We start from the raw sequence: 22,772 nt of genomic DNA on the forward strand, positions 1-22,772 counted from the left end.
GCACGCCGCCGCTAGCTACGGGCCCGCCCGTTTCGAGCAGGCTGCACCAGAAGTTGACCAAAGAGATAATTACGTGAGGACCCGGAGCAGTGAGCGCCTGCCACAGATCAAGAAGTGGGGCGGAGCAATGCACGACCCCGTATTCCACGACGCTTCCGGCGTGCTGTCGGAACCAGACGACGAGGCCTATGCCGTCCTGGATGTGCATGGTGTGCTGATGAGCTGGAGCCCGGGGGCGGAGCGCCTGCTCGGCTACACGGCCCAGGAGGTCCAGGGGTGGCGTGGGACTGATCTGCTGCACAACCGCTCGGACGCTGCCGGACTCGTAACGCGGTGTGGGATGGATGAAGTCATTCAGCTGGGGCAGGCGGTCCTGCGGCACCGGAGCGGGCACGGAGTCGAGGTCGCGTTGCAGGCACGTCCCCTGGAGTCCACACCCGGTGACCGGCAGTGGCTGATCAGGGTGACGGATGCCGAGGCAACGAGACGGCACGAACTCGGCGACGCGCTCCTGAGGGGACTGTTCACCGAATCGCCCTTCCTCATCGATGTCTTCGACAGGCAGTTGCGCTTCGTGGCGCAGAACGATGCGCAGCGTCGCGCCGGGGGATTCGTGGCCACGGAGTTCACCGGACACACGATGTCCGAGGTGGCGCCTCCCGGGCTGTTGGACATGGCGGCTCTCGAGGCACGGCAGCGGCAGGTTCTGGAGAGCGGTGAGGCTCAGATCCAGACGGAGGTGCGTGGCCGCACACCCGACGACCCCGACCGTGAGCACGTCTGGTCCGAGTCCATCCTTCCGCTCCGGAGCCGGTCCGGGGAGGTGATCGCGCTGGCGCACGCGGTGGCCGATACGACGGAACGGGCCAGGGCAAGGGAGCGGTTGGCGCTGGTGAACGATGCGAGTACGCGCATCGGCAGCACCCTGGACGTGCTGCGGACCGCGCAGGAACTCGTTGATGTGGCCGTCCCGCAGTTCGCCGACCACGCCTACGTCAACCTGCTGGACCCGGTCTTCGGCGGCGAAGACCCGGTAGCCGAACCCGTCGGCGAGGCCGTGCCGCTGCGCCGTGCGGCGAGCTCCCCACCCGCCGGGGCGTCGGCGGACCCGGTGGTCGCGACCGGCGATGTCGACCCTTTCGCTTCGGGAGTGGGATCCCTGTTCGCCGGAGCCATGACGAGCGGCGAGCCCCTCCTGCTGACAGGGGAGCAACTGGCCACCGAGCTCACCCCGGTCGATCCCCGGCGTGCCGCGCTGATCCATGAACACGGAGTCCACTCCTGGCTGCTGGTGCCGATGTCCGCACGCGGTGCCGTACTCGGCGCGGTGGTCTTCATCCGCTGCAGGCGCGCCCACGGGTTCGAGACCGACGATGTGCTGCTGGCCGAGGAAATCGTGGCGCGTGCTGCCGTCTGCATCGACAACGCACGCCGGTACACCCGGGAGCGGACGACGGCTTTGGCGCTCCAACGCAGTCTGCTGCCCCAGCGAATGCCGGTGCTCGGGGCCGTGGAGGCGGTGTCCCGCTACCTTCCGGCGAGTGGCCATACGGTGCCGGGGGGTGCCTGGTTCGACATTATCCCGCTGTCGGGCGCGCGGGTAGCGCTGGTGGTAGGGGATGTGAAGGGGCACGGCCTGCACTCGGCGGTGACCATGGGGCGGTTGCGTACCGCCGTACGGACACTCGCGGACCTCGATCTGTCACCCGAGGAGTTGCTCACGCATCTCGACGACCAGGTCAGCCGGTTCCAGGACGAGTACGTTGATGGGCTGACGGGCAAAGCCGCCGGCACGACGTGTGTGTTCGCGGTCTTCGATCCGATCTCACGGCTGTGCGTGGTGGCACGGGCGGGTCATCCGCCGCCCGTTCTGGCGACGGCTGACGGCAAGGTCGAGGTTCTCGATCTGCCCGGCGGACCTCCCCTCGGGCTCGGCGGAGCTCCGTTCGAGAGCGGCGAGGTAACTCTGACCGACGGGGATCTGCTCGTCCTGTACTCCGACGGTCTGGTGAAGTCGCGGGACCAGAGCATCGATGTGGGTGTCGGACGACTGCGCGAGGCATTGTCCGACGCCCAACTCGCCCCGCTTGCCGGTCTGTCCCGTCCCGGACACGGACTCGATGATGTCTGCGACGTGGTGATCGGCCGGCTGATGCCGTACCGCCCGCACGACGACGTGGCACTCCTGGCGGTACGTGTACGTGAGCTGGATCCGGACCATCACGTCACCTGGGAACTGCCGCCCGAACCCGAGGTGGTGGGCCGGGCCCGCACGCTCGCGGCCCGCAAGCTGGCCGACTGGGGCCTGGAGGAGCTGGAGTTCACCACAGAGCTGGTGGTCAGCGAACTGGTCACCAACGCCATCCACTACGGCGCTCCGCCGATCCAGTTGCGGCTGATCCGCGACCGCAACCTGATCTGCGAGGTCTCCGACGGCAGCAGCACCTCCCCCCACGTCCGGCGCGCACTGGACACCGACGAAGGAGGACGCGGGCTGTTCATGGTCGCGCAGGTTGCCCAGCTCTGGGGCACCCGTCACCACGACCGTGGCAAGACCATCTGGGCCGAGCAGCCCTTCCCCGACGGCGACGGTGCCTTCACCACGGACCTGCGGGGCTCACCCGTGTGAGCGGCCACCCGCACCCGCCCGCCGTACGACGCGTCGGCGGTCCTGCCGGAGCCCGGCAGGACCGCGATTCCGCGTCCGTCGGCGGACCCGGCTGCCGCTACCCGGCGCCGGAGGTAGCGGTGGCCATCGGATGGCCGTTCACGAAGCCGTTGCCCACGGTCGGCTCCCGAAGTGTCACAACCGCCTCGGCCGGCCGCCGGTCGGCGGCGGCGAGAGTGGCCCCGAAGGACGAACCGGCCTCGGATCCGCGGCGCGGGCCCGTACGGATGGGGACGCGCCATGTCGATCGAGCCGAGCTTCTTCGGGTAGCCCTGGTGGAAGCCGCGCGCGATGGCGAAGTCCTCGTCCACCCAGATGTACCCAAAGGCGCCGAGAAGCCGATGGAGGTTCAGGTCCGAGGCCGCCGGCCAGAGCGCCTCGGCGCGGGCTCCGCCCCGCCCAGCAACTCCTGGCGCCGCTCCTCCCCGCGCTCCTCGAGCTGGGCGACGATGGCCCGCAGCCCGTCCGCGAGTCGCAGGCACTCCTCGGCACTGAGCCGCGAGGCCACGAAGGCCTCCTCCTCATTGAACGCCGGGAAGAGCCGCTCCATGAGCGCCTCCCCCTCCTGGGTCAGCGAGAGCAGTACCCGTCGGCCGTCCTCGGGACAGGGCGCTCGAGAAACCAAGCCACGCGACTCCAGGGTCCGGGCGACGCCAGTGAGGGTGCCTTTGGTGATCCCCGCCTCCTCGGCCACATGGCGGGTCTCCGTCTCGCCCCAGATCCACAGCAACCAGAGCACCACGAACCCGGTCCAGGTCAGCTCGGCGGGACGCAGCACCGAGTTCTCCAGGTGCTGCCGGACGGCGGCTGCCGCACGGTGAATGCTGGCGACGGCCGCCATCTGTTCCCGCTGCAGCCGGAAGTCGCCGAGCTTCGCCTGGACGGCCTTCTCGGTCTCCATGATGGATCGATGGCCGGACACAGGCTCCCCTCCGTCGCGGGTGGCACGCGCCGCCCCACTTCGTTCGTTTGCCCCCAAATATTACGCTCCCACCCCGCATTCACACGGGCTCCGCAGGAGCCGATCCCCCTCGATGCATAGGCGAATTGCAGGCCGGCTCTTGTGACGAAGTCATCCCGCTCATGTTGTTTGGCTTCAAACAAATATCTGCGGCTTCCGCGGTGCGCCCAAGGCACAGATCGTATGTGCACCATGGTGATACGGGTTTCCACACGTACCGCCATGCCTTGCCCGTACCCCCAGGAGACCGACGGTGAGCACTGATCAGTCCGGACAGATCCAGCAGAAGATCGAGGCGCTCGCCGCCCAGGGCATCGACGTCGTGCGCATCACCTACCCCGACCTCATGGGCTCCGACCGCGGCCGGGACATCCTGCTCCACCACCTGCCCAACGCGACCGGCCACGGCCTGGCCTTCTGCCGCGCGATCTACCACACCGGCGCTCTGGGCGACCACTCCGACGTCCCTGGCGGGCTGGACGCCGGAATGCCCGACATTGCCGTACGCCCCGACCTGAGCACCCTTGTCCCGCTGCCCTGGGAACCCGGGGTGGCCTGGTGCATCGGCGACGCCCGCGACCCCGAGACCGGCCTGCCCGCCCCGGAATCACCCCGCGACCTGCTGCGCCGGGTCACCGGACAGCTGGCCGAGAGCGGGTTCACGGCTGTCATCGGCCCCGAACTGGAGTACGTCCTGCTCGACCCCGCCCCGGGCTCCCCCACCGGCTGGCGCCGCTACGCCGCCACCCCCGGCAATGTCTACACCGTCGGGCGCAAGGGCGACCCGGACGGACACCTGTTGCGGACGCTGCGCCACCTGCACGACCTCGGCATCGGCGTCAGCGGCGGCAACAGGGAGTACGACGGCGGGCAGTTCGAGATCAACCTGGACCACTCCGAGGCGCTGGACGCCGCCGACCGTGCCTTCCGCTTCAAGGCCGCGGTCAAGGAACTCGCCCGCGCCGAGGGCCGGTTGGCGACCTTCATGGCGAAACCCCTCAATGACGGCGGCGGTTCCGGCTTCCACCTGCACATCTCCGTGGTCGACCCGGACAGGCGCAACGTCTTCGACGCGCCCGGACAGCCCTTCGGACTGTCCGACACAGCCCGCCATGCCATCGCCGGTCTGCTCGCCCACGCCCCCGCACTCGCAGCACTGTTCAACCCCACGATCAACTCCTACAAGCGCTTCGGCCCCGGCACCACCGCGCCCTGGCTGGTCGACTGGGGCCTGGACCATCGCGGCGCCATGGTGCGGATCCCGCCCGAGCGCGGCAGCGCCGCCCGCCTGGAAATGCGCCTCGGCGACGCCACCGCCAACCCCTACCTCGCCATCGCCGGCCTGGTCGCCGCCGTCCAGCTGGGCATCCGGTCCGGGGCCGAGCCAACCACCCCGACCGGCGGCTACGGCTACGATCCGGCCGGCGCCCCCAAGCTGCCGACAAGTCTCGGCGAAGCGCTCGACGCTCTCGAAGGCGACCACGAACTCACCGAAGTGCTCGGCAAGCCCTTTGTCGACGCCTTCCTGATCTTCAAGCGCGACGAGCTGGCCCGCTTCGGGCGGCATGTCACCGACTGGGAGTTCCGCGAGTACGCCCAGCTGCTCTGAAGTGATGTTCCGGGGGCAGCGGTTCAGGCGCGTTTGGTGGAGTCGAGGTGGGCGAACACCACCACGTTGTCCGTGTAGTCCTTCGCCTTCTTGTCGTAGTCGCCTCCGCAGGTGATCAGACGCAGCTGCGGGGACGGGGTGTCGGCGTAGACCCGCTCATTGGGGAAGCGCGCCTTGCTGAAGGTTTCGACGGAGTCGACCTTGAACGTGGCGACGGTGCCGTCTTCGCGGGTGATGTCGACCTTGCTCCCAGGCTTGAGCAGGCTGAGCTGCAGGAATACGGCCGGGCCGGTCTTGGTGTCGACGTGGCCCGCGACGACTGAGGTGCCGGGCTCGCCGGGTGTGACACCCCCCTCGAACCAGCCGACCAGGTTGTTGTCGTCTGCGGGTGGCGCGTCCAGCTGTCCGGATGCGCCGATGGACAACGCCGTGAAGGGCGCGTCGACGGCGATCTCCATGATCGAGATCCGCTTCGGGGCGGACCGGGGCAGCACCAGATCGTCGGCAGGGGCTACAGCCCCGGGTGCGGCGGGGGCGGAGGCCGCAGCGCGGGTTGGCGGCTTGAGTCCCACCGAGGCGCCGAAGGAGTTGTAAATAAGGAGGAAACCCAGCACAACCGCCAGAGCGGGCCACAGCAGGGCACGGCCGATGGGACGGGAGGCAAGGGCGATACCGGGAGGCTGCTGGGCGGTCATGCGAGCGTGCCTTTCACGTACGAGGCGTCAATGGGGCGCGGACAGGCGATGGAACAGGCTGCGGTGCGGGAAGGGCAATCGCCGCGGCCACCGCCCGGGAGGGGCGGCGGCCGCGACGGCAAGCCAACTGCTACAGGTTCGGCCCCATCAGGCCACCGAAGTACCCGACGAGTTGCGGCGGCGCAGCTTGTACGCCCCTACGCCGAGACCACCGAGCATCAGCACCGCACCGGCGCCCAGGCTCCCGCCGGACATGGCCAGGGCACCGCCACCGGTGTGAACGCCGCCGTTCGGCTTGTCGTGGTCACCCTTGTCGTGGTCGCCCTTCCAGGACTTGTCGTAGTCGCCCTTGTCGGACTTGTCGTAGTCGCCCTTGTCAGACTTGTCGCCCTTCTCAGACTTCTCGTCCTTGTCAGACTTCTCGTCCTTCTCGGACTTGTCGCCCTTCTCGGACTTGTCGCCGTAGCTGTCCTCGTCGCCCTCGGCAGGAGTCATGGCCAGGGCACCGCCACCGGTGTGAACGCCACCGTTCGGCTTGTCGTGGTCACCCTTGTCGTGGTCGCCCTTGTCGTAGTCGCCCTTCTCGGACTTGTCGTAGTCGCCCTTGTCGGACTTGTCGTAGTCGCCCTTGTCGGACTTCTCGTCCTTGTCGGACTTCTCGTCCTTGTCGGACTTCTCGTCCTTGTCGGACTTCTCGTCCTTGTCGGACTTCTCGTCCTTCTCAGACTTGTCGCCCTTCTCGGACTTCTCGTAGTCGCCCTTCTCGGACTTCTCGTCCTTCTCGGACTTGTCGCCCTTCTCGGACTCTTGGCCGTACTCGCTGGAGGAGGAGCCACTGTCGTGGTCCTCGCCCAGGGCCAGCGCATATGCGGCGGGAGAGGTGATCGCCAGGACCGCGGAGACGGCCGCCGACGCGAACAGGGTGCGGGCAGAGCGCATGAGGCACATTCCTTTCGCCGCGACTGCGACGGCCGACACTTCATCGGCTCATGGAATCGCAGGGGCGACGTGATTCACCGTTAGCCGGATTTCGCCTCCGCACCACCGGAGAGCTCCGCATTCGAGCTACACCATGGGGCCCTTCGTGTGACAACCAGCCAATAGTCACCCATTGGACGGCACGCCACGCCGAGTAGAGGTTTCATCCGTCGCAGCCACGCTCATCCACTGACGGCGCCTCACTCTCCGCTCACCGGAAGTGAAGTCGCGAGGGCTATGCGGACCGACGGACCCGGGCGGCCCTGCGGGCCTCGGCGGTCTGGCGGGCCTCGGCGGACCGACGGGACTCACCACCAGAGCGGCCGGGCTGACCCGGGCGGGTGCCCCGGCCGCGGAACGGGGCGCCGCCGCGCTTGGGGCGCTCCGTGACCGGCGCGCTGACGCTGATTGGGACGCCGGAGGGGGCCTGGGCGCCGGTGATGCGGCTCAGTTCGGCCTCGCCGGAGCGCACCTGGGCGATCTGCGGGGTGATGCCGGCGGCGGCCATCAGGCGCGTCATGTCGCGGCGCTGGTTGGGCAGGACCAGGGTGACGACGCTGCCGGACTCTCCGGCGCGGGCGGTGCGCCCGCCTCGGTGCAGGTAGTCCTTGTGGTCGCTGGGCGGGTCGACGTTGACGACGAGGTCGAGGTTGTCGACGTGGATGCCGCGGGCCGCGACATTGGTGGCGACCAGCACCGTGACATGACCGGTCTTGAACTGGGCCAGGGTGCGGGTGCGTTGGGGCTGGGACTTGCCGCCATGCAGCGCCGCGGCCCGTACGCCGCTGTTCAGCAGATGTTTGGTCAGCCCGTCGACCGCGTGCTTGGTGTCCAGGAACATGATCACCCGCCCGTCGCGGGCGGCGATCTCGGTGGTGGTGGCGTACTTGTCGGCACCCTGGACGTGCAGTACGTGATGCTCCATCGTGGTGACCGCGCCCGCGGCGGGGTCCACCGAGTGGACCACCGGATCGTGCAGGTAGCGGCGGACCAGGAGGTCGACATTGCGGTCCAACGTGGCCGAGAACAGCATCCGCTGACCGCCGGGACGGACCTGGTCCAGCAGCTCGGTGACCTGCGGCATGAAGCCCATGTCCGCCATCTGGTCCGCCTCGTCCAACACGGTGATGTCCACCCGGTCCAGACGGCAGTCCTTGCGCTCGATGAGGTCCTTCAACCGGCCCGGAGTCGCAACGACGACCTCGGCCCCAGAGCGCAGCGCACCGGCCTGCCGGCCGATCGACATCCCACCGACCACCGTCGCCAGCCGCAGCTTCAACGACCGGGCATACGGGGTCAGCGCGTCGGTCACCTGCTGCGCCAGCTCCCGGGTCGGGACAAGCACCAGAGCCAGCGGCTGGCGCGGCTCCGCACGCCGGCCCGCGGTGCGCGCCAGCAGGGCCAGACCGAAAGCAAGTGTCTTGCCCGACCCCGTACGCCCACGACCCAGAACGTCCCGGCCTGCCAACGAATTCGGCAGCGTCGCCGCCTGGATCGGAAACGGCTCGTTCATGCCGAGGCTGGTGAGCATCTTCAGCAGTTCGGCCGGCATGTCCAGTTCGCCGAAGGTCGCAGCGGCGGGGAGGGCCGGGGTGATGGTGACGGGCAGGGCGAACTCGCCCTGCGGCGCGGAGGGACGGCGCCCGTATCCACCGGAACGGTTGCCGGGGCGGCCCTGGCCCTGGCCCTGCCCCTGCGGGCGGAACCGGGCGCCGCGGTCGGAACCGGCGGAGCCGCCCTTGCGGGGGTTAGAGTAGCGGTCGTTCGTGCGAACTGAACGGTTCATGCAGAACCTTCCTCGATATGGCACGTATCGAGGAATTCTCGGCGGAATGGCCGAATGAATTGCAAGAACGAGCCGGATAAAAGACTGGGACGAAGCCGGCCGCACCGGCGCAGAAAACAGCGGCGCCTGGCGTCAGAATTCCAGGAATCCACCGGAACGGGCGGCTGGGGCCGGAATCGGGGTGCGGGCGGACCCTGCACACAGCAACGAGCTGGGGCCCGCACCCACGGTGCGGGCCCCAGCTGCGTCGTACGCGTCAGCGTCAGGCGGGAACGATGTTCTCGGCCTGCGGGCCCTTCTGGCCCTGCGTGACGTCGAAGGAAACCTTCTGGCCCTCCTGGAGCTCACGGAAGCCCGAGGTGGCGATGTTCGAGTAGTGGGCGAAGACGTCGGGGCCGCCGCCGTCCTGCTCGATGAAGCCGAAACCCTTTTCTGCGTTGAACCACTTCACGGTGCCAGTAGCCATATCAAATCTCCTTCGGGGCAGTGCCCGGTGCCCGCACTGTGCGAGCTCCGCGTCGCCGCAATGATTGCCCCGTCCGGAAAACAGTACCGGAAATACAAAAGTGCCCGACGGCATAAAGCCATCAAAGGCACTTGAAGTCTTTGGGAACCACAACTGCAACTTGGATCAAGAGTAGCACGGCGCGCAAATTCTGAACCAGCACCAGCATATTCGCTGCCCAAGGGCGTCCGAGGCATGGGATCGCGCGATCGGCGACGTGGATGCGTGCAAGCCTCGGATCCTCCCCCTACCCGCGGGTAATTTGGCTGATCATCGTCTCACCGCGGCCGGTTCTGCACCTCTACGCTCCGAGTCACCGCGCCGGTGGGCGGTGCCTCCGTGGCACGACGGTCCGAGCCAGATGGAGCCCCAGTGAGACGAGCGCAACGCCACGGCGGACACCGCGCCAGGGTCCGGACGACCAGTGCCGCCGTCGCCGCGGCGCTCGCCCTCGTCGGAACGGTCGCCGCGGCACCCGCGTCAGCGACCCCGGGGCCGGAGCACGCGGCAGCCCATGCCACGGCAGGCCCCGTCTTCCGCCTCGCCGACATCCCGATGAAGGACGGTGTAGTCCTCAAGGCGAACGTGTTCACACCCGCCCCCGGCACACCCGGCGCTGACGCGCACGGCCGCTACCCGGTGATCGTGCAGCCGGCCAGCTGGGGGCAGAACGACCTCGAGTACGTCCTCCAGGGCAGGAAGCTCGCCGCACGCGGCTATGTCGTGGTCACCTACACCGTCCGCGGCTTCTGGCTCTCCGGAGGCGAGGTCGACGTTGCGGGACCCAAGGACGTGGCGGACATCTCGTCGGTCATCGACTGGGCCGTCGCCCGGACTCCGGCCGATCCGCAGCGGATTGGGATGACCGGTCTCTCCCTGGGCGGCGGCCTGACCCTGATGGGAGCTGCCGCCGACCCGCGGATCAAAGCGGTGGCTGCGATGAGCGGTTGGGGGGACCTGGTCGACTCACTGTACAGCGGCGAGACCCGGCACCTGCAGGCCGCCGCGGCACTCACCGCCGTAGGGGCGCCTGTCGGTCGCGAGAGCGCCGAGTTCCGGCGGATGCTGGCCAACCTCTTCGCCGACCGTGACACCCCCGACGTCATCAGATGGGCGCGGACCAGGTCCCCGGGCGCGTACGTGGACCGCATCAATGCCAACGGCACGGCTGTCTTCCTCGCCAGTGCTTGGGGGGACAGCATCTTCAACCCCAGCCAGATCACTGCCTTCTATCAGAAGCTGACCGGCCCCAAACGGATCGAGCTGCGTCCCGGCGACCATGCCACGCAGGAGGTCACCGGCCTGCTCGGGCTGGACAACGCCACCTGGGCGAGCGCGCTCAGCTGGTTCGACGAGCACCTCAAGGGCAGCGGCGGCACACCTCGGCCGCCCGTGGAACTGGAAGTGCGGCCGGGCGGTGCACTCGAGACCTATCCGTCCTGGCAGGCCGTCAGTTCCCGGACCGAGCGGCTGCAGCTCGGCAGAGCGAACGCCTTCGGCACCGGTGCGCTCGACGGCGGCACGCCCGGGAGCAGCGGCAGGGCTGGGACGGGATGGCAGACGCCAGTCGTCGGCGGTACGAACTCGGGCGCCGACGGCGGCATCACCGAACTGTCCGGGCTGCTCGACCAGGTCGTCAAGCTGCCTCCCGTCGTCGTGGTCCCGTTGCTGCCCCGCTGGGCCGGAGCCGTATGGCAGTCGGCGCCGTACGCGGCCACGCAGCACATACGCGGAACCGTCAGGCTGCACACGACCGTTACCGCCTCCGCGCCGCAGGGCACGGTGATCGGCTACCTCTACGACGTGAACGCCCTCGGCGTGGGGAAGCTGATCTCCCACGCCCCGCAGAGCTGGTCCGGCAGGACACCGGGGCGGGCCTTCCCCCTCGAAATCCAGCTCTTCGCCACCGCCTACGATCTGCCCGCAGGACACCGGCTGGCTCTGGTCCTGGATACCAAGGACCCGCTGTACGGCGGTCGCACACCGCTGGGCAGCAAGGTGTCGTTCGGCTCGCCGGAGGACGACCCGTCCGAACTGGTGCTGCCTCTGCGCTGAGTGCCGACCCGTATGGTCACCCGTCAGCCGAGGAAGCTCAGCCGCACCTGACGGTCGGGGTTGTCGTGGTTGGTGTCCGCCAAACTCCGTCAGGGCAATCCTCAGTCAGCCGTCAGCGGCGGAGGGCCACCAGATCCGTACCGGGCAGGTGGATCCAGCCCTCCTGCCGGGCGGCCGCGCGCTCGTCCGGAGAACGCGGCCACAGAGTGTCCCCGATCAGGACGGCGCGAGCGACCAGGGCGCAGACCAACGCGTCCAGATGGTCGTGGCTGTCGAAACACTGCCCGCGCACCGGCTCGGGGAGCGCCACCCCCAAGCCCGCCTCGACCGTGCGGACGATGTGCTCCCGGACGGCACGCGCTCCGGGCGTGGCGCTCTTGTAGCTACCAGGAAGGTGGATCCCCCACCGCCGCAGTGCGGCAGCGGGGTAGACCTCGGCAACCGGTCCCGACCCGTCCCGGGGCACGGGGGCACCGGTCGCCGCGAGTCCATCCAGCAGATGAGCCGCTCGCAGCGCCACGACGCCCAGAAGATCGGTGGACACCGACAGCGGAGGCCGCATCGAGGTCGCCTTCCACGTGAGGTCGTCGGTGACCCTGAATCGCAGCGCATCCAGACCGGGCCTCCCGTCCGCACGCTCCTCGAACCTGACGGCAGGCGGCAGCCGCTCACCCCGGTGGTGGGCCAGGACCGTTGCCACAAAGCTCGACGGCCAGCCAAGAGGGCAGTCGATGCCTGTCTTGTCGGCAGCCCGGACAACCGCCAGCAGACCCTCATCCCCCTCGGGCACGACGAACTCCACCGCCAAGCCGTCTCCGCCACCCCAGAGCACCCGGCACACAGCCGTACGCCGTGCACTCGCAGCAAGGTCGACCCCGACCGTGACCGACTGTCGTTGCCTCATGCCGCGATCCTCCCGCAGCAGGCCGGCAGACCACCGCACCCGGGCGCTACGTGCAATGCCGGACCGGCAGGACAAGCTCAGTCCGGGAACCGGGGCCCGACCGCGGTGCGGGCACCGAGCGCCCTTCCCTTGCCCCAGCCGAGCTCGCGCCGATAGAGATCGGCGCCTGCGCGGAAGCCTCGGCACCGGTGATCACCACCGCCCAGATCTCGGGATCGGCACTGCACTCATCGAGCAGGTTCCCGAGCGCGGTGGCGAGCGCGGCGTTCACCGCATTCATCGCCTCGGGCCGGTTCAACGTCACGATGCCGATGTGTTCGCTGCGCTCGAACAGCACCGCCGAGCCCTGGGCGGACATCACTGCTCCTTCTCAGATCCCGGCTTCGTCAGCGATTCGGCATGCCTTGTCCACGAGCGCATCGATGCGTTCCACGGTGGGCGTGCCTGTCGCGCTCTTGTTTCTCGGTTCATCGATGGCTCGCCTCATCACGCCCTCGGCAATCACAGCCACCTTCCACAGGCCCAGCACGTGCCAGAATTTCAGTGCCGCCGGGTCCCGGCCTGTTTCGGTCAGATACGTCTGAGCGAGCTCGGCACGGCCCGGAAAGCCTTCGAGGACGGAGGCGGCGAAATCGCCCCCGGTCTCCTCCTCTCCCGGTTCCGGCCAGTACGCCAGCAGGCTGCCCATGTCGGCCAACGGATCCCCCAGCGTCGACAGCTCCCAGTCGAGCGCCGCGGTCACCTCCCCGCTGTGGTAGGAGGTGATGACGTTGCGCAAATGGAAGTCGCCGTGTACGAGCGTCAGTTCGCGCTGCTCCGGGACGGCCGCGACAAGGCGCCGGGTGACGTCCTCGAGGGCGGGCAGCTCGCGGGTCCTGGACTTCTCCCACTGGCCCGACCACCGCTTCAGCTGACGCTGCGCATACGGCTTGTGGCTGGCCAGACCGGTCAGCCCGGTCGCCTCGAGATCGACCGCGTGGATCTTCGCCAGCGTCCGCGGCAACGACATCCCGATCGCCCGCCGGCGCTCGGGCGTCAACGACTGCGCGATCGACATCCTGTCGACGACCTGGCCGTCCACGAACTCCATGAGAAGCAGCGGGACATCGGTCACGGCAGGATCACCGGTCAGCCCGAGCACCCGTGGGGTCGGGGCGGCGGTGCCCTCCAGCGCCGTCAGAATCCGCGCCTCGCGGGCCACGTCGTGCGCCGACGCCAACAGGTGACCCAGCGGTGGGCGCCGCAGCACCCACCTGCGGCCGTCCTGGTCCCGTACCAGGTAGGTCAGATTCGACTGGCCGAGCCCGATCCGGTCGAAGGTCAGCGGCCGGGCGGAGTCGACGCCGAGGGTCTCGAACCAGCGGCTCACCGCCTCGGCGTCGATTCCGACGAGGTCCGCGCTAGACACCGATGCCGGCCCCTTGCCTGAACGGGAGCACGTCACCGAGCAGCTGCCCGCCGTCGATCACCAGGGTCTCACCGGTGATCCAACTCGCGGCGTCCGAGACGAGAAAGGCGACCGCCGCGGCGATGTCGGCAGGCTCCCCTATGCGCCCAAGTGCCGTCGAGGCGGACAGAGCCTGCTCGTGCTCCTTCCACAGAGCCTCGGCCAGCTTCGTACGAACCACACCCGGTGCCACCGCGTTGACGCGAACCTTCGGCGAGAGTTCCAGGGCCAGTTGCTTCGTGAGATGGATCAGTGCGGCCTTCGAGGCGTTGTACAGCCCGATGTTCGCCTCGAAGGCCATGCCGCCGACCGACGCGGTGTTGACGACCGCCCCGCCGTGCTCGCCCATCCAGGCCCGCGTGGCCAGCCCCGTCCACAGGACGGGAGCCCACAGATTCACGTCGAAGGTCTTGGCGAACCGGCCGTGGTCCTGGTCGATGACCGGCCCGAAGGCCGGGTTGGTCCCCGCGTTGTTGACGAGGATGTCCAGGCTTCCGAAGCGCTCGAGCGTCAGATCCACACAGCGCCGGGCCGCCTCTTCGTCGACCGCATGCGCACCGACGCCGACCGCCGTTCCCTTGACCTGGGCCGCGGCGGCGTCTGCCGCCTCCTGGGACCGGGAGGTGAGGACGACGTTTGCCCCTGCCGCGGCGATGGCCTGGGCGATCGCCAGCCCGATACCGCGTGAGGCGCCGGTGACGACCGCGGTGCGACCGGTGAGATCGAGTCCTGCCATGTCAGCTCACCGCTGCCGTGGCCGCGTCGCGGTACTGCCGCAGTTCCTGTTTGGCGATGGCCCTCTTGTGGACCTCGTCGGGACCGTCCGCCAGCCGCAACGTCCGCAGATGCGCGTACATCATGGCCAACGGGAAGTCGTCGGTCACTCCGGCTCCCCCGTGCACCTGGATCGCGCGGTCGATGATCTTCAACGCGATGTTCGGGGCGGCCACCTTGATGGCCGCGATCTCGGTGCGCGCTTCCTTGTTCCCGACCGTGTCCATCAGATGCGCGGCCTTGAGCGTGAGCAGGCGGATCATCTCGATGTCGATACGCGCTTCCGCGATCCAGTCCTGGACATTGGACCGTTCGGCAACCGGACGACCGAACGTCACCCGTGACTGCGCGCGCCGGCACATCAGCTCCAGCGCCCGCTCGGCCGCGCCGATCGCCCGCATGCAGTGGTGGATACGACCGGGCCCGAGGCGGGCCTGGCTGATCGCGAAGCCCTCGCCCTCACCTTTGAGGATGTCCTTGGCCGACACGCGCACATTCTCGAAGGTGATCTCCGCGTGGCCCTCGCGATCGGCGTACCCGAAGACCGGGAGGTTCCGGATCACGGTGACCCCGGGGGCGTCGATGGCGACGACCATCATCGACTGCTGGCGATGTGGGGCCGCCGTGAGGTCGGTCTTGCCCATCACGATGAGCACCTTGCAGTTCTTGTGCATCGCGTTCGAGGCGAACCACTTGCGGCCGTTGAGGATGTACTCGTCGCCGTCGCGCTCCATGCGCAACTCGATGTTGGTGGCGTCGGAACTGGCCACTGCCGGCTCGGTCATCGCGAAGGCCGAGGCCATGGTGCCCTCGAGCAGCGGCCCCAGGTACTTCTCCTTGTGCTCGTCGGTGCCGAAGAGGGTGAGCACCTCCATGTTCCCGGTGTCCGGGGCATTGCAGTTGCACGCTTCCGAAGCGATGTGGCTGCGCCCCATGATCTCCGCCAGTGGCGCGTACTCGAGGTTGGTGAGTCCGGGCCCCCACTCGGGATGCGGGTGGAAGAGGTTCCACAGTCCCCGCCGACGGGCCTCGACCTTGAGCTCCTCGATGATCGGGGGCTGGAAGTGCGGGTCACCCGACGCGCGCATCTGCTCGTCGTACACCGCCTCAGCGGGGTAGATGTGCGAATCCATGAACTCGAGCAGATCCGCCTGGTACTTCTTGGCGCGGTCCGAGGTCTCAAACAGCGACATCTGAACTCCTGATGGGTAGGGAGGGAAAATTCGGTGGGCGCCTGTCGAGGTGACTGGCCACGCCTTCGACGAAATCGGCCCCGCGGAAGGCCTGGAGCATGACGCCTTCCGCCCGGGTCACGGAATCGCCGTAGGTTCCGTCCGCGTCGTCGCGCAGTTGGTTCTTGATGGTGGCCATGGACGCCGGGGAGCAGCGCGTCGCCAGATCGGCGGCGTACGCGACAGCGGCATCGACGACACTGCCGGTGTGGACCAGGTGGTCGAGGAGTCCGATACGGAGTGCCTCATCGGCGTCCACCATGCGACTCGACAGCAGCAGGTCAGTTCCCCGGCTGTGGCCCACCAGCCGGGGCAACAGCCAGGAGATCCCGTACTCGGCGATCAGCCCGCGCTGCGCGAATGCCGTGGTGAACCGGGCCGAGGGCGAGCCGAAGCGAATGTCGCAGTAGAGCGCCTCCACCATGCCCAGGCCCGCGGCCACCCCGTTGACCGCGCCGATCAGCGGTTTGCGCAGGGTCAGCGGCACGTCGCGCGGCCGGCGCCGCGCCCCGTCCGCCTCGGAGACCTCGCCGACCGCCTGCAGCCGCTGAAGGTCGGCGCCGGCGCAGAATCCGCGTCCCGCGCCGGTGACCACGACGGCGCGTACGTCCGGGTCGTCCTCGGCGGCGTCGAGCAGCGTGAAGTAGCGGTTTTCGAGTTCGTCGGTCCAGGCGTTCAGCTTGGCGGGCCGGTTGAACGTGAGCACCAGTACGGGCCCGCGATGTTCGGCGAGGACGAGCTCACCCGGCGCGCCGGTCATGCCTGCGCCAGCAGGGAGCTCTGGTAGCGGCGCATCCCGCGCAGCCACCGGTCGTAGTCCGAGCCCTTGTGCCGGTACATGTCCAGAACCTCTTCGTGCGGCAGGATCAGGAAGCGCTCGTCCTCGATCGCGGCGAGGACGGCGTCGGCGACCTCGGCCGGCTCAAGGACGTCACCCGCGGACGTGACGGCCCGCGTGGCCGCTTGCCCCAGGGCGTCCCCGGAGTCCTTCCCCAAGGACAGCATTTTGGTGTTCACCCCCATCGGACACAGACAGCTGACATGGACTCCGCGATCGCCATAGGTGACGCTCAGCCATTCGGCGAAGCCGACGGCCGCGTGCTTGGTGACGGCGTACGTGGCGGAGCCGATCTGGGTGAGCAGCCCGGCCGCCGAGGCGGTGCTGACGAAGTAGCCCTCGCCGCGCTCGAGCCACCGCGGCACCAGCAGCGTTGCCGCTCGGATGTGGGCTCGCAGGTTCACGTCGATCGAGAGGTCCCAGTCCCGCTCGCTCGCGTCGAGGCCGGGTGCCCCGGCGATACCCGCGTTCGCGAAGTAGAGGTCGACCGGACCGAACGCGCTCTCCGCCAGGTCGATCAACTGCTGGATCTGCGCGGTGTCCGACGCGTCCGCGCCGGCGCTCACGGTGCTTCCCGGATGGTCGGCGTTGACTGACTCCGATACCGACCGCGCGGTGTCCGCATCAAGGTCCGCGACGACGATCCGGGCACCTTCGCGAGCGAGCCGTGCGACCAGCGCGCCGCCGATGCCGCCTCCGCCACCGGTGACGATGGCGACTCTTTGTGCAACGTTCACAGCGAACCCTCTCCATGGCGGGGCGTGCGGTGCCGGGCACGGTCCCCGAGATGGTGCGACCGTGGCCTCCGCCCAATGTATAATTGAATCCGACGTCAAGTTCAACTGTCTGGACGCATCACCACGCGGAGCAGGTCGCCTCGCCCCACTGGACTGCGGACAGAGAATTCACGGTGGACGTCGCCGCAACTTCGTCCGCCCCAGGGGCAGGAGCGGCCCACCGAACAAGGCACGGCCCGGCGCCGCGTCGTCTCAACTGCCGACGTCCGACGGCTGCGCCCTGAGCCATCGACGACGGCTACGGCCAGGTACCGTTCCCCGGCCCCTGACCGGTCGGCTCACCCATCCGCCTGCGCGCGACGTCACACCCGTGGAGGAGAGGAGAAGACCCGCGGCGGCGGTCTCCGCCCCGGCCGGCGCTACTGCCGGATCAGGATCAGCGGTGGCCGGGGAACCGCAGGGCGTTCGCCCAGAGCCGGGTGACCGTGGAGACGAGTTCCTCGAAGTCCACCGGCGTACCTTCTTCTTGCCCTTCGCCGAGCGCGAAGGCGTTGTAGGCCATGACGCTGACCATGCCCGACAGCGCACGGGAGGCCAACATCGGATCGACCTCACGGTCTGCGACACCCCGCGACTGCAGGTCGGCGATGCCGCGGGCGTTGCGGCTGATGAACGCATCCGTGCGCCGGGTCCGGAACTCACGGAACTCCGGCTCCACTTGTGCGACCTGCTCAAGCAGTGCCATCAGCTTCGCGTTCCGCTTATACGCCTCGAGATACGCGCGATTGCTCGCCTCGAGTACGGCGTATGGATCGTCGGTACCCTGCACCCGGCCCATGCCGGGGTGCATCATGTCCTCCTGCGCCTCCAGCAGGACGGCGGCAAGCACCTCTTCCTTGTTCGCGAAGTAGGTGTAGAAGGATCCCGCCGCGCATTGGGCCTCTTTGGCGATGTCGATCAGGCGGGTGTCGAGGTAGCCGTCCCTCTCGAACACCTTTCGCGCGGCCTTCACCAAAGCGGCCCGTGTCCGAGCTCCGCGCTTCGTCGTCGGCGGCTCGCGAAGTGACGAGAGGGGCGCCATCGGCGGTGCCTTCTCGCTGTAATGCTCCTCGGGCGCGGTGGTATCCATCGCCGGAAGGGTACTTGAATCCGACACCGGAGTCACAAATTCGCCAAGTGCGCGCAGGGTCGCCGACGCCCTGACCGGCGCCCCAGATGTCCCGCCACGCCTTCGCCTGCTTGATGTCCTGGTTTCCGAAGTCCATGGCGGACGGACCGGATCCGGCAGTGCGGCCTGCTCGAGCCCCGTGGCCTCGATGCTGCCGCGGACGCAGTCGCCGTGCACGCCGGTGAACGGGTTGGAGTACACGATGTCCGCAGCGGTGGAGTCCACGATCATCTGCTTGTACGGGTCCTCCGCGTTCGCCTCGTCGGTGGCGGTGAACGCCGAACCCACGGCCGCTCGATCCTCGCGGCGCAGGCCGCCGGCGCCGACCTTGCCCACGTTGCCGGACACATCTCGTCCGCCGACGGATGTTCAGTTACCGGCGGGCGGGTGCGTCGCCGAGCGCGGGGGCGCGGGTCAGCTCCGTACGGTCGATGGAACGCTTGAGGATCTTCCCGCTAGGGCCCTTGGGCAGCTCGTCAACGAACCGGATGATGCGCGGGATCTTGTAGGCGGACAGTCGCTCCCGTGTCCAGCTCGACACCTCGGCGGCACCGAGCTCCGAACCCGGCCGGGCAGTGATGAGCGCGGCCACCTCCTCGCCGTAGTGGTCGTCGGGAACGCCGATCACGGCTGCCTCGATGATGTCCGGGTGCTCGTAGAGAACTTCCTCGACCTCACCGGGGTAGACGTTGTAGCCACCGCGGATGATCAGGTCCTTGATCCGGTCGACGATGCGCAGGTCGCCGTCCGTGTCCGTTTCGCCCAGGTCGCCGGTCCGGAACCAGCCGTCGGGCGAGATCGCCGCGGCGGTGTCCGCAGGGCGGTTGAAGTAGCCGCGCATCACCGTGGGTCCCTTGATGTGGACCTCGCCGACGGTACCCGGTGGACACTCGTTGCCTTCGAAGTCACGCACCTGGATCTGCAGCCGCGGGACCGCCCGTCCGGTGTACCCGGTCTTGCCGCCGCGGTCGATGTCGTTGAAGGTGCCGAACGCGGTGGTCTCGGTGAGCCCATAGCCTTCGAGGATGGTGCAGCCGAACCGGGCCTCGAACGCCCGGGCGATCTCCCCGGGCAGCGAGGCGCCGCCGGAGACGGCGATACGGAGCTGGGCGAAGTCCGCCGGGTTCGCATCGCCCGCCGCGTGCAGCATTGCGTTCCACATGGTCGGTACGCCGGCCATGATGGTGAGCCGGTCGCGGCGCAGCATCTCCAGCATCGACGCCGGGTCGAATCGGGCCAGCAACGACATCGAACCGCCCGCGGTCAAGGTCGCCATCATGACCGACGCCTGGCCGAACACATGGAAAAGTGGGAGTCCGGTGCCGGTGCGGTCGGCGCTCGATCCGCGGCTGCACTGGGCGCCGATCTCCCCGGCGGACAACAGGTTCCCGACCGTGAGCTGGGCGCCCTTCGGGCGCCCTGTCGTACCCGAGGTGTACAGGATGGCCGCGGTCTCGTCGCCGTCCCGGTCGACCATGGAGACGGGGTCGGCATCGGTGACCATCGCGCCCGGGGACAGCGTCCAGGAGGGCACCTTGAGCGTCGCGGCCGCCTCGGCGACGGCGGGGCCGAGGGCGTGCCATGCGATCGCCAACGAGCACCCGGCGTCGCCGAGGACGTACTCGGCCTCGGCCCGGGTGGACATCGTGTTGACCGGCACCACAACGCAGCCCGCGGCCTGGATCCCGAGGTAGGCCACCACGAACTCGGGCACCGACGGCGCAGCCAGCAGCACCCGGTCCCCCGGGGACAGGCCGGCGGTGGCCAGGGCGCCCGCGTACCGAACGCTCGCGTCGCGCAGTTGCCGGTAGGTCCACTGATCCGCGCCGCCGCGCAGCGCCAGGTTGTCGGGAGTTGCAGCCGGCCATGGGCGGTGCCTTCCGGGGATGTGAGCAGCTGATGCGGTACGGGTCCCCCTCGCCCACCAGTATAATTGAATCCGACCTCAACTTCAAGTCATGTGACGGCGGGAATGGCAGGGGCGTGCATCGCCCAGGCGTCCGGCCGTGGTCGCGGCGAGGCCGTCCACGAACCGCGTACGGAAGTTCATCCGGAAAGGATTCGGCCGACGGCGGGACTTGAAGGAGGGCGCAGGCGTCCTGCCCGCTTGGGCGGGCAGAGGTGGTACCGAAGTGCATGAGCCCGCGCTGGGCGGGCGCGAGCACTGTCGCTCCGCCCGCGGGCGGCATCGGTCCCGGGCATGACCGTTCTCCCGCGCCCGGCCTCCCATCGATCGGTCGGCCGGTCGGCCGGTCGGTCAGGTCGGCCGGTCGGTCAGGTCGGCCGGTCGGTCAGGTCGGTCGATCGGTCAGGCGGTGATCCCGAAGCGTTCGGCGAGTTGGCGGCGGGTGTCGGCGGCACCGGTGTGCAGCACACCCCCGATTCCGATTCGCGCCGCTCCGTCGAGGTTCTGCCGCAGATCGTCGATCATGACTGCCTCCTCGGGGGTGGCGCCGAGTCGTTCACATGCGATCGCGTAAATCCGCCGGGAAGGCTTGCGGATCCCGACCTCGGCGGAGATGACGACCGCGTCGGCCACAGCAGCGAGGTCGACGCCATCGTAGGTTCCGTTCCCGAACGAATTGGATACCAGCGCCACGGGGTAGCCGGCGGCGCGAAGATCACCGAGCAGGGCGAGCATGTCCTGGTCGATCGACATTCCCGCTTGCATCCGGGCCGTGAGGCCCTCGGCGGATACGTCGGCGCCGTGGGCACGGAGACGTTCGGCGAATCCTCGCTCGAAGGCTTCCGCGTCGATACGGCCGCACTCATGGTCGGCCAGGAGGGCGCGTGACGGCTGGTCCCGGCTGAGGAGGTCCAGCGGCAGGCGCGGGTCGCCGCCGAGTGAGGCGCCGAAGTCGGTGAAAGCTCGCAACACACTGGAGGTGATGACCCCGCCGAAGTCCACGAGGACCGCGGTTCGGGCCTTTTCCACCACGCTCGACACAGCATCCACACCCTCTCTCGCGGCCGGCTTCCCACCGGCCGATGCGACCACGGCCGGCCTTGCACCGGCCGTGGCGACGGCAGCCATGGTCCGCCGATTCTCATGAGGACTAAGCGACCTCGAACAGCCCGGCTGCGCCCATTCCGCCGCCGACACACATCGAGATCACTACATACCGGACACCACGGCGCTTGCCCTCGATCAGGGCGTGCCCCACCAGGCGGGCACCGGTCATTCCGTACGGATGGCCGACCGAGACTCCGCCGCCATTGACGTTGAACCGCTTCGGGTCGATGTTCAGTTCGTCACGGCAGTACAGCGCCTGGGAAGCGAACGCCTCGTTGACTTCCCACAGACCGATGTCGTCGATGGTGAGGTCGTGCTGCTTCAGCAGTTTCGGAATGGCGAACACCGGACCGATCCCCATCTCGTCCGGCCCGCAACCGGCAACGGCCATACCCCGGTAAACGCCCAGCGGCTCCAGTCCGCGGCGCTCGGCTTCCTTCGACTCCATCAACACCGACGCCGAAGCCCCGTCCGACAATTGCGAGGAGTTGCCCGCCGTCACGCTGGAATGCGCGGTCACCTGGCCGTCCGGCAGCACCGGCGCCAACCCGGCCAGGCCCTCGAGTGTGGTCGACGCGCGGTTGCCCTCGTCCCTGGTCAGGGTCACAGCCTCGTCCCGCACCTCCCCGGACTGCTTGTCCATGACCTTCTTGACGCTGTCGAGCGCGACGATCTCCTGGTCGAACCGCCCGGCCGCTTGCGCCGCCGCAGTGCGCTGCTGTGACACCAGCGCGAACTCGTCCTGTCGTTCCCGGCTCACGGCGTAGCGTTCGGCGACGATCTCGGCCGTCTGCAACATCGGCATGTAGATACTCGGCTTGTGCTCGACCAGCCAGGGATCCGTCATGCGGTGGGTGTTCATGTGCTCGTTCTGCACCAGGGAGATCGACTCGACACCGCCGCCGACAGCGACCTGCATGCCGTCGCCGACGATCTGCTTGGCGGCCGTCGCAATCGCCATCAGGCCCGACGAGCACTGCCGGTCGATCGTCATCCCCGACACGGAGTCCGGAAGTCCGGCACGGAGAGCGGCCTGGCGGGCGACGTTGCCACCGGATGACCCCTGCTGCATGGCGCAGCCGAAGATCACATCTTCGACCTCGCCTCCCTCGAGCCCGGCGCGCTGCACCGCGTGCGAGAGGGCATGGGCGGCAAGTTCCTGCGCCTGGGTGTCATTGAACGCGCCGCGGTACGCCTTCCCGATCGGCGTCCGTGCCGTCGAAACGATGACTGCTTCCCTCATGTCGCCTCACTGCTTCCTGTCGGTCCGGTTCATCTGGGCACTGCAGGGCTGGAATCCCGAGCTCCGTCAGCCGGAGTCGATACCGGTTGGAGCTCGATGCCGGCTGGCCGGGCTCGATGCCGGTAGGCGGTGCCGAACGCCAACCGGAGCGCTGTGAGC

At 68.7% G+C, this 22,772-nt stretch carries 19 protein-coding genes and 1 pseudogene; 3 read left to right on the forward strand and 17 right to left on the reverse strand.

The features are described 5' to 3' along the window. Positions 1-127: 127 nt before the first annotated feature. A complete protein-coding gene (locus tag ACZ3H8_RS18010) occupies positions 128-2,629 on the forward strand; it encodes a SpoIIE family protein phosphatase (RefSeq protein WP_467402803.1) in 2,502 nt (833 codons plus the stop codon). A 121-nt stretch (positions 2,630-2,750) separates the two neighbouring features. Here the strand turns inward: ACZ3H8_RS18010 and ACZ3H8_RS18015 are convergent. After that, positions 2,751-2,988, reverse strand: a pseudogene (locus ACZ3H8_RS18015) (acetoacetate decarboxylase family protein); the annotation flags it as partial. Between the two features lie 29 nt (positions 2,989-3,017). Then, complete coding sequence (locus ACZ3H8_RS18020; RefSeq protein ID WP_467402805.1) at positions 3,018-3,590, reverse strand: MarR family winged helix-turn-helix transcriptional regulator; 573 nt, start codon at positions 3,588-3,590, stop codon at positions 3,018-3,020. Positions 3,591-3,882: 292 nt separating this feature from the next. On the opposite strand from ACZ3H8_RS18020, the gene ACZ3H8_RS18025 reads away from it, so the two are divergent. Then, positions 3,883-5,238: a glutamine synthetase family protein gene (locus ACZ3H8_RS18025; RefSeq protein ID WP_467402807.1), complete on the forward strand. Its 1,356-nt coding sequence runs from the start codon at positions 3,883-3,885 to the stop codon at positions 5,236-5,238. Positions 5,239-5,261: 23 nt separating this feature from the next. On the opposite strand, the gene ACZ3H8_RS18030 is transcribed toward ACZ3H8_RS18025, so the two are convergent. The 4 genes from ACZ3H8_RS18030 to ACZ3H8_RS18045 all read right to left on the reverse strand — a co-directional run bounded on the left by ACZ3H8_RS18030 (position 5,262) and on the right by ACZ3H8_RS18045 (position 9,163). Continuing rightward, complete coding sequence (locus ACZ3H8_RS18030; protein WP_467402810.1) at positions 5,262-5,933, reverse strand: class F sortase; 672 nt, start codon at positions 5,931-5,933, stop codon at positions 5,262-5,264. A 147-nt stretch (positions 5,934-6,080) separates the two neighbouring features. Next, entirely contained in the window at positions 6,081-6,872 is a 792-nt protein-coding gene (locus tag ACZ3H8_RS18035; RefSeq protein WP_467402812.1) for a hypothetical protein, read from the reverse strand. A gap of 274 nt (positions 6,873-7,146) precedes the next feature. Further along, the gene (locus ACZ3H8_RS18040; protein ID WP_467402815.1) at positions 7,147-8,697 is read right to left on the reverse strand and encodes a DEAD/DEAH box helicase; all 1,551 of its coding nucleotides are present in this window, start codon (positions 8,695-8,697) and stop codon (positions 7,147-7,149) included. Positions 8,698-8,959: 262 nt separating this feature from the next. Continuing rightward, positions 8,960-9,163, reverse strand: a complete 204-nt coding sequence (locus ACZ3H8_RS18045) for a cold-shock protein (protein ID WP_307664902.1) — start codon at positions 9,161-9,163, stop codon at positions 8,960-8,962. Positions 9,164-9,574: 411 nt separating this feature from the next. Between ACZ3H8_RS18045 and ACZ3H8_RS18050 the strand changes: the two genes are divergently transcribed. Continuing rightward, positions 9,575-11,257 carry a CocE/NonD family hydrolase gene (locus ACZ3H8_RS18050; RefSeq protein ID WP_467402817.1) on the forward strand — a complete coding sequence of 561 codons (1,683 nt, stop codon included), beginning with the start codon at positions 9,575-9,577 and terminating at the stop codon, positions 11,255-11,257. A gap of 112 nt (positions 11,258-11,369) precedes the next feature. Here the strand turns inward: ACZ3H8_RS18050 and ACZ3H8_RS18055 are convergent, their stop codons facing one another. The 11 genes from ACZ3H8_RS18055 to ACZ3H8_RS18105 form a co-directional block, all read right to left on the reverse strand. Next, positions 11,370-12,161, reverse strand: coding sequence for a DUF429 domain-containing protein (locus ACZ3H8_RS18055; protein ID WP_467402819.1), 792 nt, complete (start codon positions 12,159-12,161; stop codon positions 11,370-11,372). Between the two features lie 46 nt (positions 12,162-12,207). Beyond that, the gene (locus ACZ3H8_RS18060) at positions 12,208-12,519 is read right to left on the reverse strand and encodes an enoyl-CoA hydratase/isomerase family protein (RefSeq protein ID WP_467402822.1); all 312 of its coding nucleotides are present in this window, start codon (positions 12,517-12,519) and stop codon (positions 12,208-12,210) included. 12 nt (positions 12,520-12,531) lie between these two features. Then, on the reverse strand, positions 12,532-13,569 hold the full coding sequence (locus ACZ3H8_RS18065) for a phosphotransferase family protein (RefSeq protein ID WP_467402825.1): 1,038 nt from the start codon (positions 13,567-13,569) through the stop codon (positions 12,532-12,534). Next, a complete protein-coding gene (locus tag ACZ3H8_RS18070; protein ID WP_467402827.1) occupies positions 13,562-14,344 on the reverse strand; it encodes an SDR family oxidoreductase in 783 nt (260 codons plus the stop codon). Before ACZ3H8_RS18070 ends, ACZ3H8_RS18065 begins: the two co-directional genes overlap by 8 nt. Position 14,345: 1 nt before the next feature. Next, positions 14,346-15,575 (reverse strand): acyl-CoA dehydrogenase family protein, encoded by a 1,230-nt coding sequence (locus ACZ3H8_RS18075; protein ID WP_467402829.1) that lies wholly within the window; start codon positions 15,573-15,575, stop codon positions 14,346-14,348. Then, positions 15,562-16,374 (reverse strand): enoyl-CoA hydratase-related protein, encoded by an 813-nt coding sequence (locus tag ACZ3H8_RS18080; RefSeq protein WP_467402832.1) that lies wholly within the window; start codon positions 16,372-16,374, stop codon positions 15,562-15,564. Before ACZ3H8_RS18080 ends, ACZ3H8_RS18075 begins: the two co-directional genes overlap by 14 nt. Continuing rightward, a complete protein-coding gene (locus ACZ3H8_RS18085; protein WP_467402834.1) occupies positions 16,371-17,189 on the reverse strand; it encodes an SDR family oxidoreductase in 819 nt (272 codons plus the stop codon). The genes ACZ3H8_RS18080 and ACZ3H8_RS18085 overlap by 4 nt, the downstream gene beginning before the upstream one ends. A gap of 436 nt (positions 17,190-17,625) precedes the next feature. Next, complete coding sequence (locus ACZ3H8_RS18090; protein ID WP_467402837.1) at positions 17,626-18,705, reverse strand: TetR/AcrR family transcriptional regulator; 1,080 nt, start codon at positions 18,703-18,705, stop codon at positions 17,626-17,628. A 25-nt stretch (positions 18,706-18,730) separates the two neighbouring features. Continuing rightward, positions 18,731-20,245: an AMP-binding protein gene (locus ACZ3H8_RS18095; RefSeq protein ID WP_467403245.1), complete on the reverse strand. Its 1,515-nt coding sequence runs from the start codon at positions 20,243-20,245 to the stop codon at positions 18,731-18,733. Between the two features lie 420 nt (positions 20,246-20,665). Next, complete coding sequence (locus tag ACZ3H8_RS18100) at positions 20,666-21,391, reverse strand: HAD family hydrolase (RefSeq protein WP_467402839.1); 726 nt, start codon at positions 21,389-21,391, stop codon at positions 20,666-20,668. 22 nt (positions 21,392-21,413) lie between these two features. Next, positions 21,414-22,613: an acetyl-CoA C-acyltransferase gene (locus ACZ3H8_RS18105; RefSeq protein ID WP_467402842.1), complete on the reverse strand. Its 1,200-nt coding sequence runs from the start codon at positions 22,611-22,613 to the stop codon at positions 21,414-21,416. Between the last annotated feature and the right edge of the window lie 159 nt (positions 22,614-22,772).

It is taken from the genome of Streptomyces sp. NPDC002868, from assembly GCF_055563295.1.

What these genes read in the sequence shown, in the direction of transcription:
- ACZ3H8_RS18040 (WP_467402815.1), bottom strand. Translation starts at nt 8,697, where the DNA reads ATGAACCGTTCAGTTCGCACGAACGACCGCTACTCTAACCCCCGCAAG.
- ACZ3H8_RS18030 (WP_467402810.1), bottom strand. Translation starts at nt 5,933, where the DNA reads ATGACCGCCCAGCAGCCTCCCGGTATCGCCCTTGCCTCCCGTCCCATC.
- ACZ3H8_RS18055 (WP_467402819.1), bottom strand. Translation starts at nt 12,161, where the DNA reads ATGAGGCAACGACAGTCGGTCACGGTCGGGGTCGACCTTGCTGCGAGT.
- ACZ3H8_RS18080 (WP_467402832.1), bottom strand. Translation starts at nt 16,374, where the DNA reads ATGACCGGCGCGCCGGGTGAGCTCGTCCTCGCCGAACATCGCGGGCCC.
- ACZ3H8_RS18105 (WP_467402842.1), bottom strand. Translation starts at nt 22,613, where the DNA reads ATGAGGGAAGCAGTCATCGTTTCGACGGCACGGACGCCGATCGGGAAG.
- ACZ3H8_RS18010 (WP_467402803.1), top strand. Translation starts at nt 128, where the DNA reads ATGCACGACCCCGTATTCCACGACGCTTCCGGCGTGCTGTCGGAACCA.
- ACZ3H8_RS18045 (WP_307664902.1), bottom strand. Translation starts at nt 9,163, where the DNA reads ATGGCTACTGGCACCGTGAAGTGGTTCAACGCAGAAAAGGGTTTCGGC.
- ACZ3H8_RS18035 (WP_467402812.1), bottom strand. Translation starts at nt 6,872, where the DNA reads ATGCGCTCTGCCCGCACCCTGTTCGCGTCGGCGGCCGTCTCCGCGGTC.
- ACZ3H8_RS18100 (WP_467402839.1), bottom strand. Translation starts at nt 21,391, where the DNA reads ATGGCTGCCGTCGCCACGGCCGGTGCAAGGCCGGCCGTGGTCGCATCG.
- ACZ3H8_RS18060 (WP_467402822.1), bottom strand. Translation starts at nt 12,519, where the DNA reads ATGTCCGCCCAGGGCTCGGCGGTGCTGTTCGAGCGCAGCGAACACATC.
- ACZ3H8_RS18075 (WP_467402829.1), bottom strand. Translation starts at nt 15,575, where the DNA reads ATGTCGCTGTTTGAGACCTCGGACCGCGCCAAGAAGTACCAGGCGGAT.
- ACZ3H8_RS18070 (WP_467402827.1), bottom strand. Translation starts at nt 14,344, where the DNA reads ATGGCAGGACTCGATCTCACCGGTCGCACCGCGGTCGTCACCGGCGCC.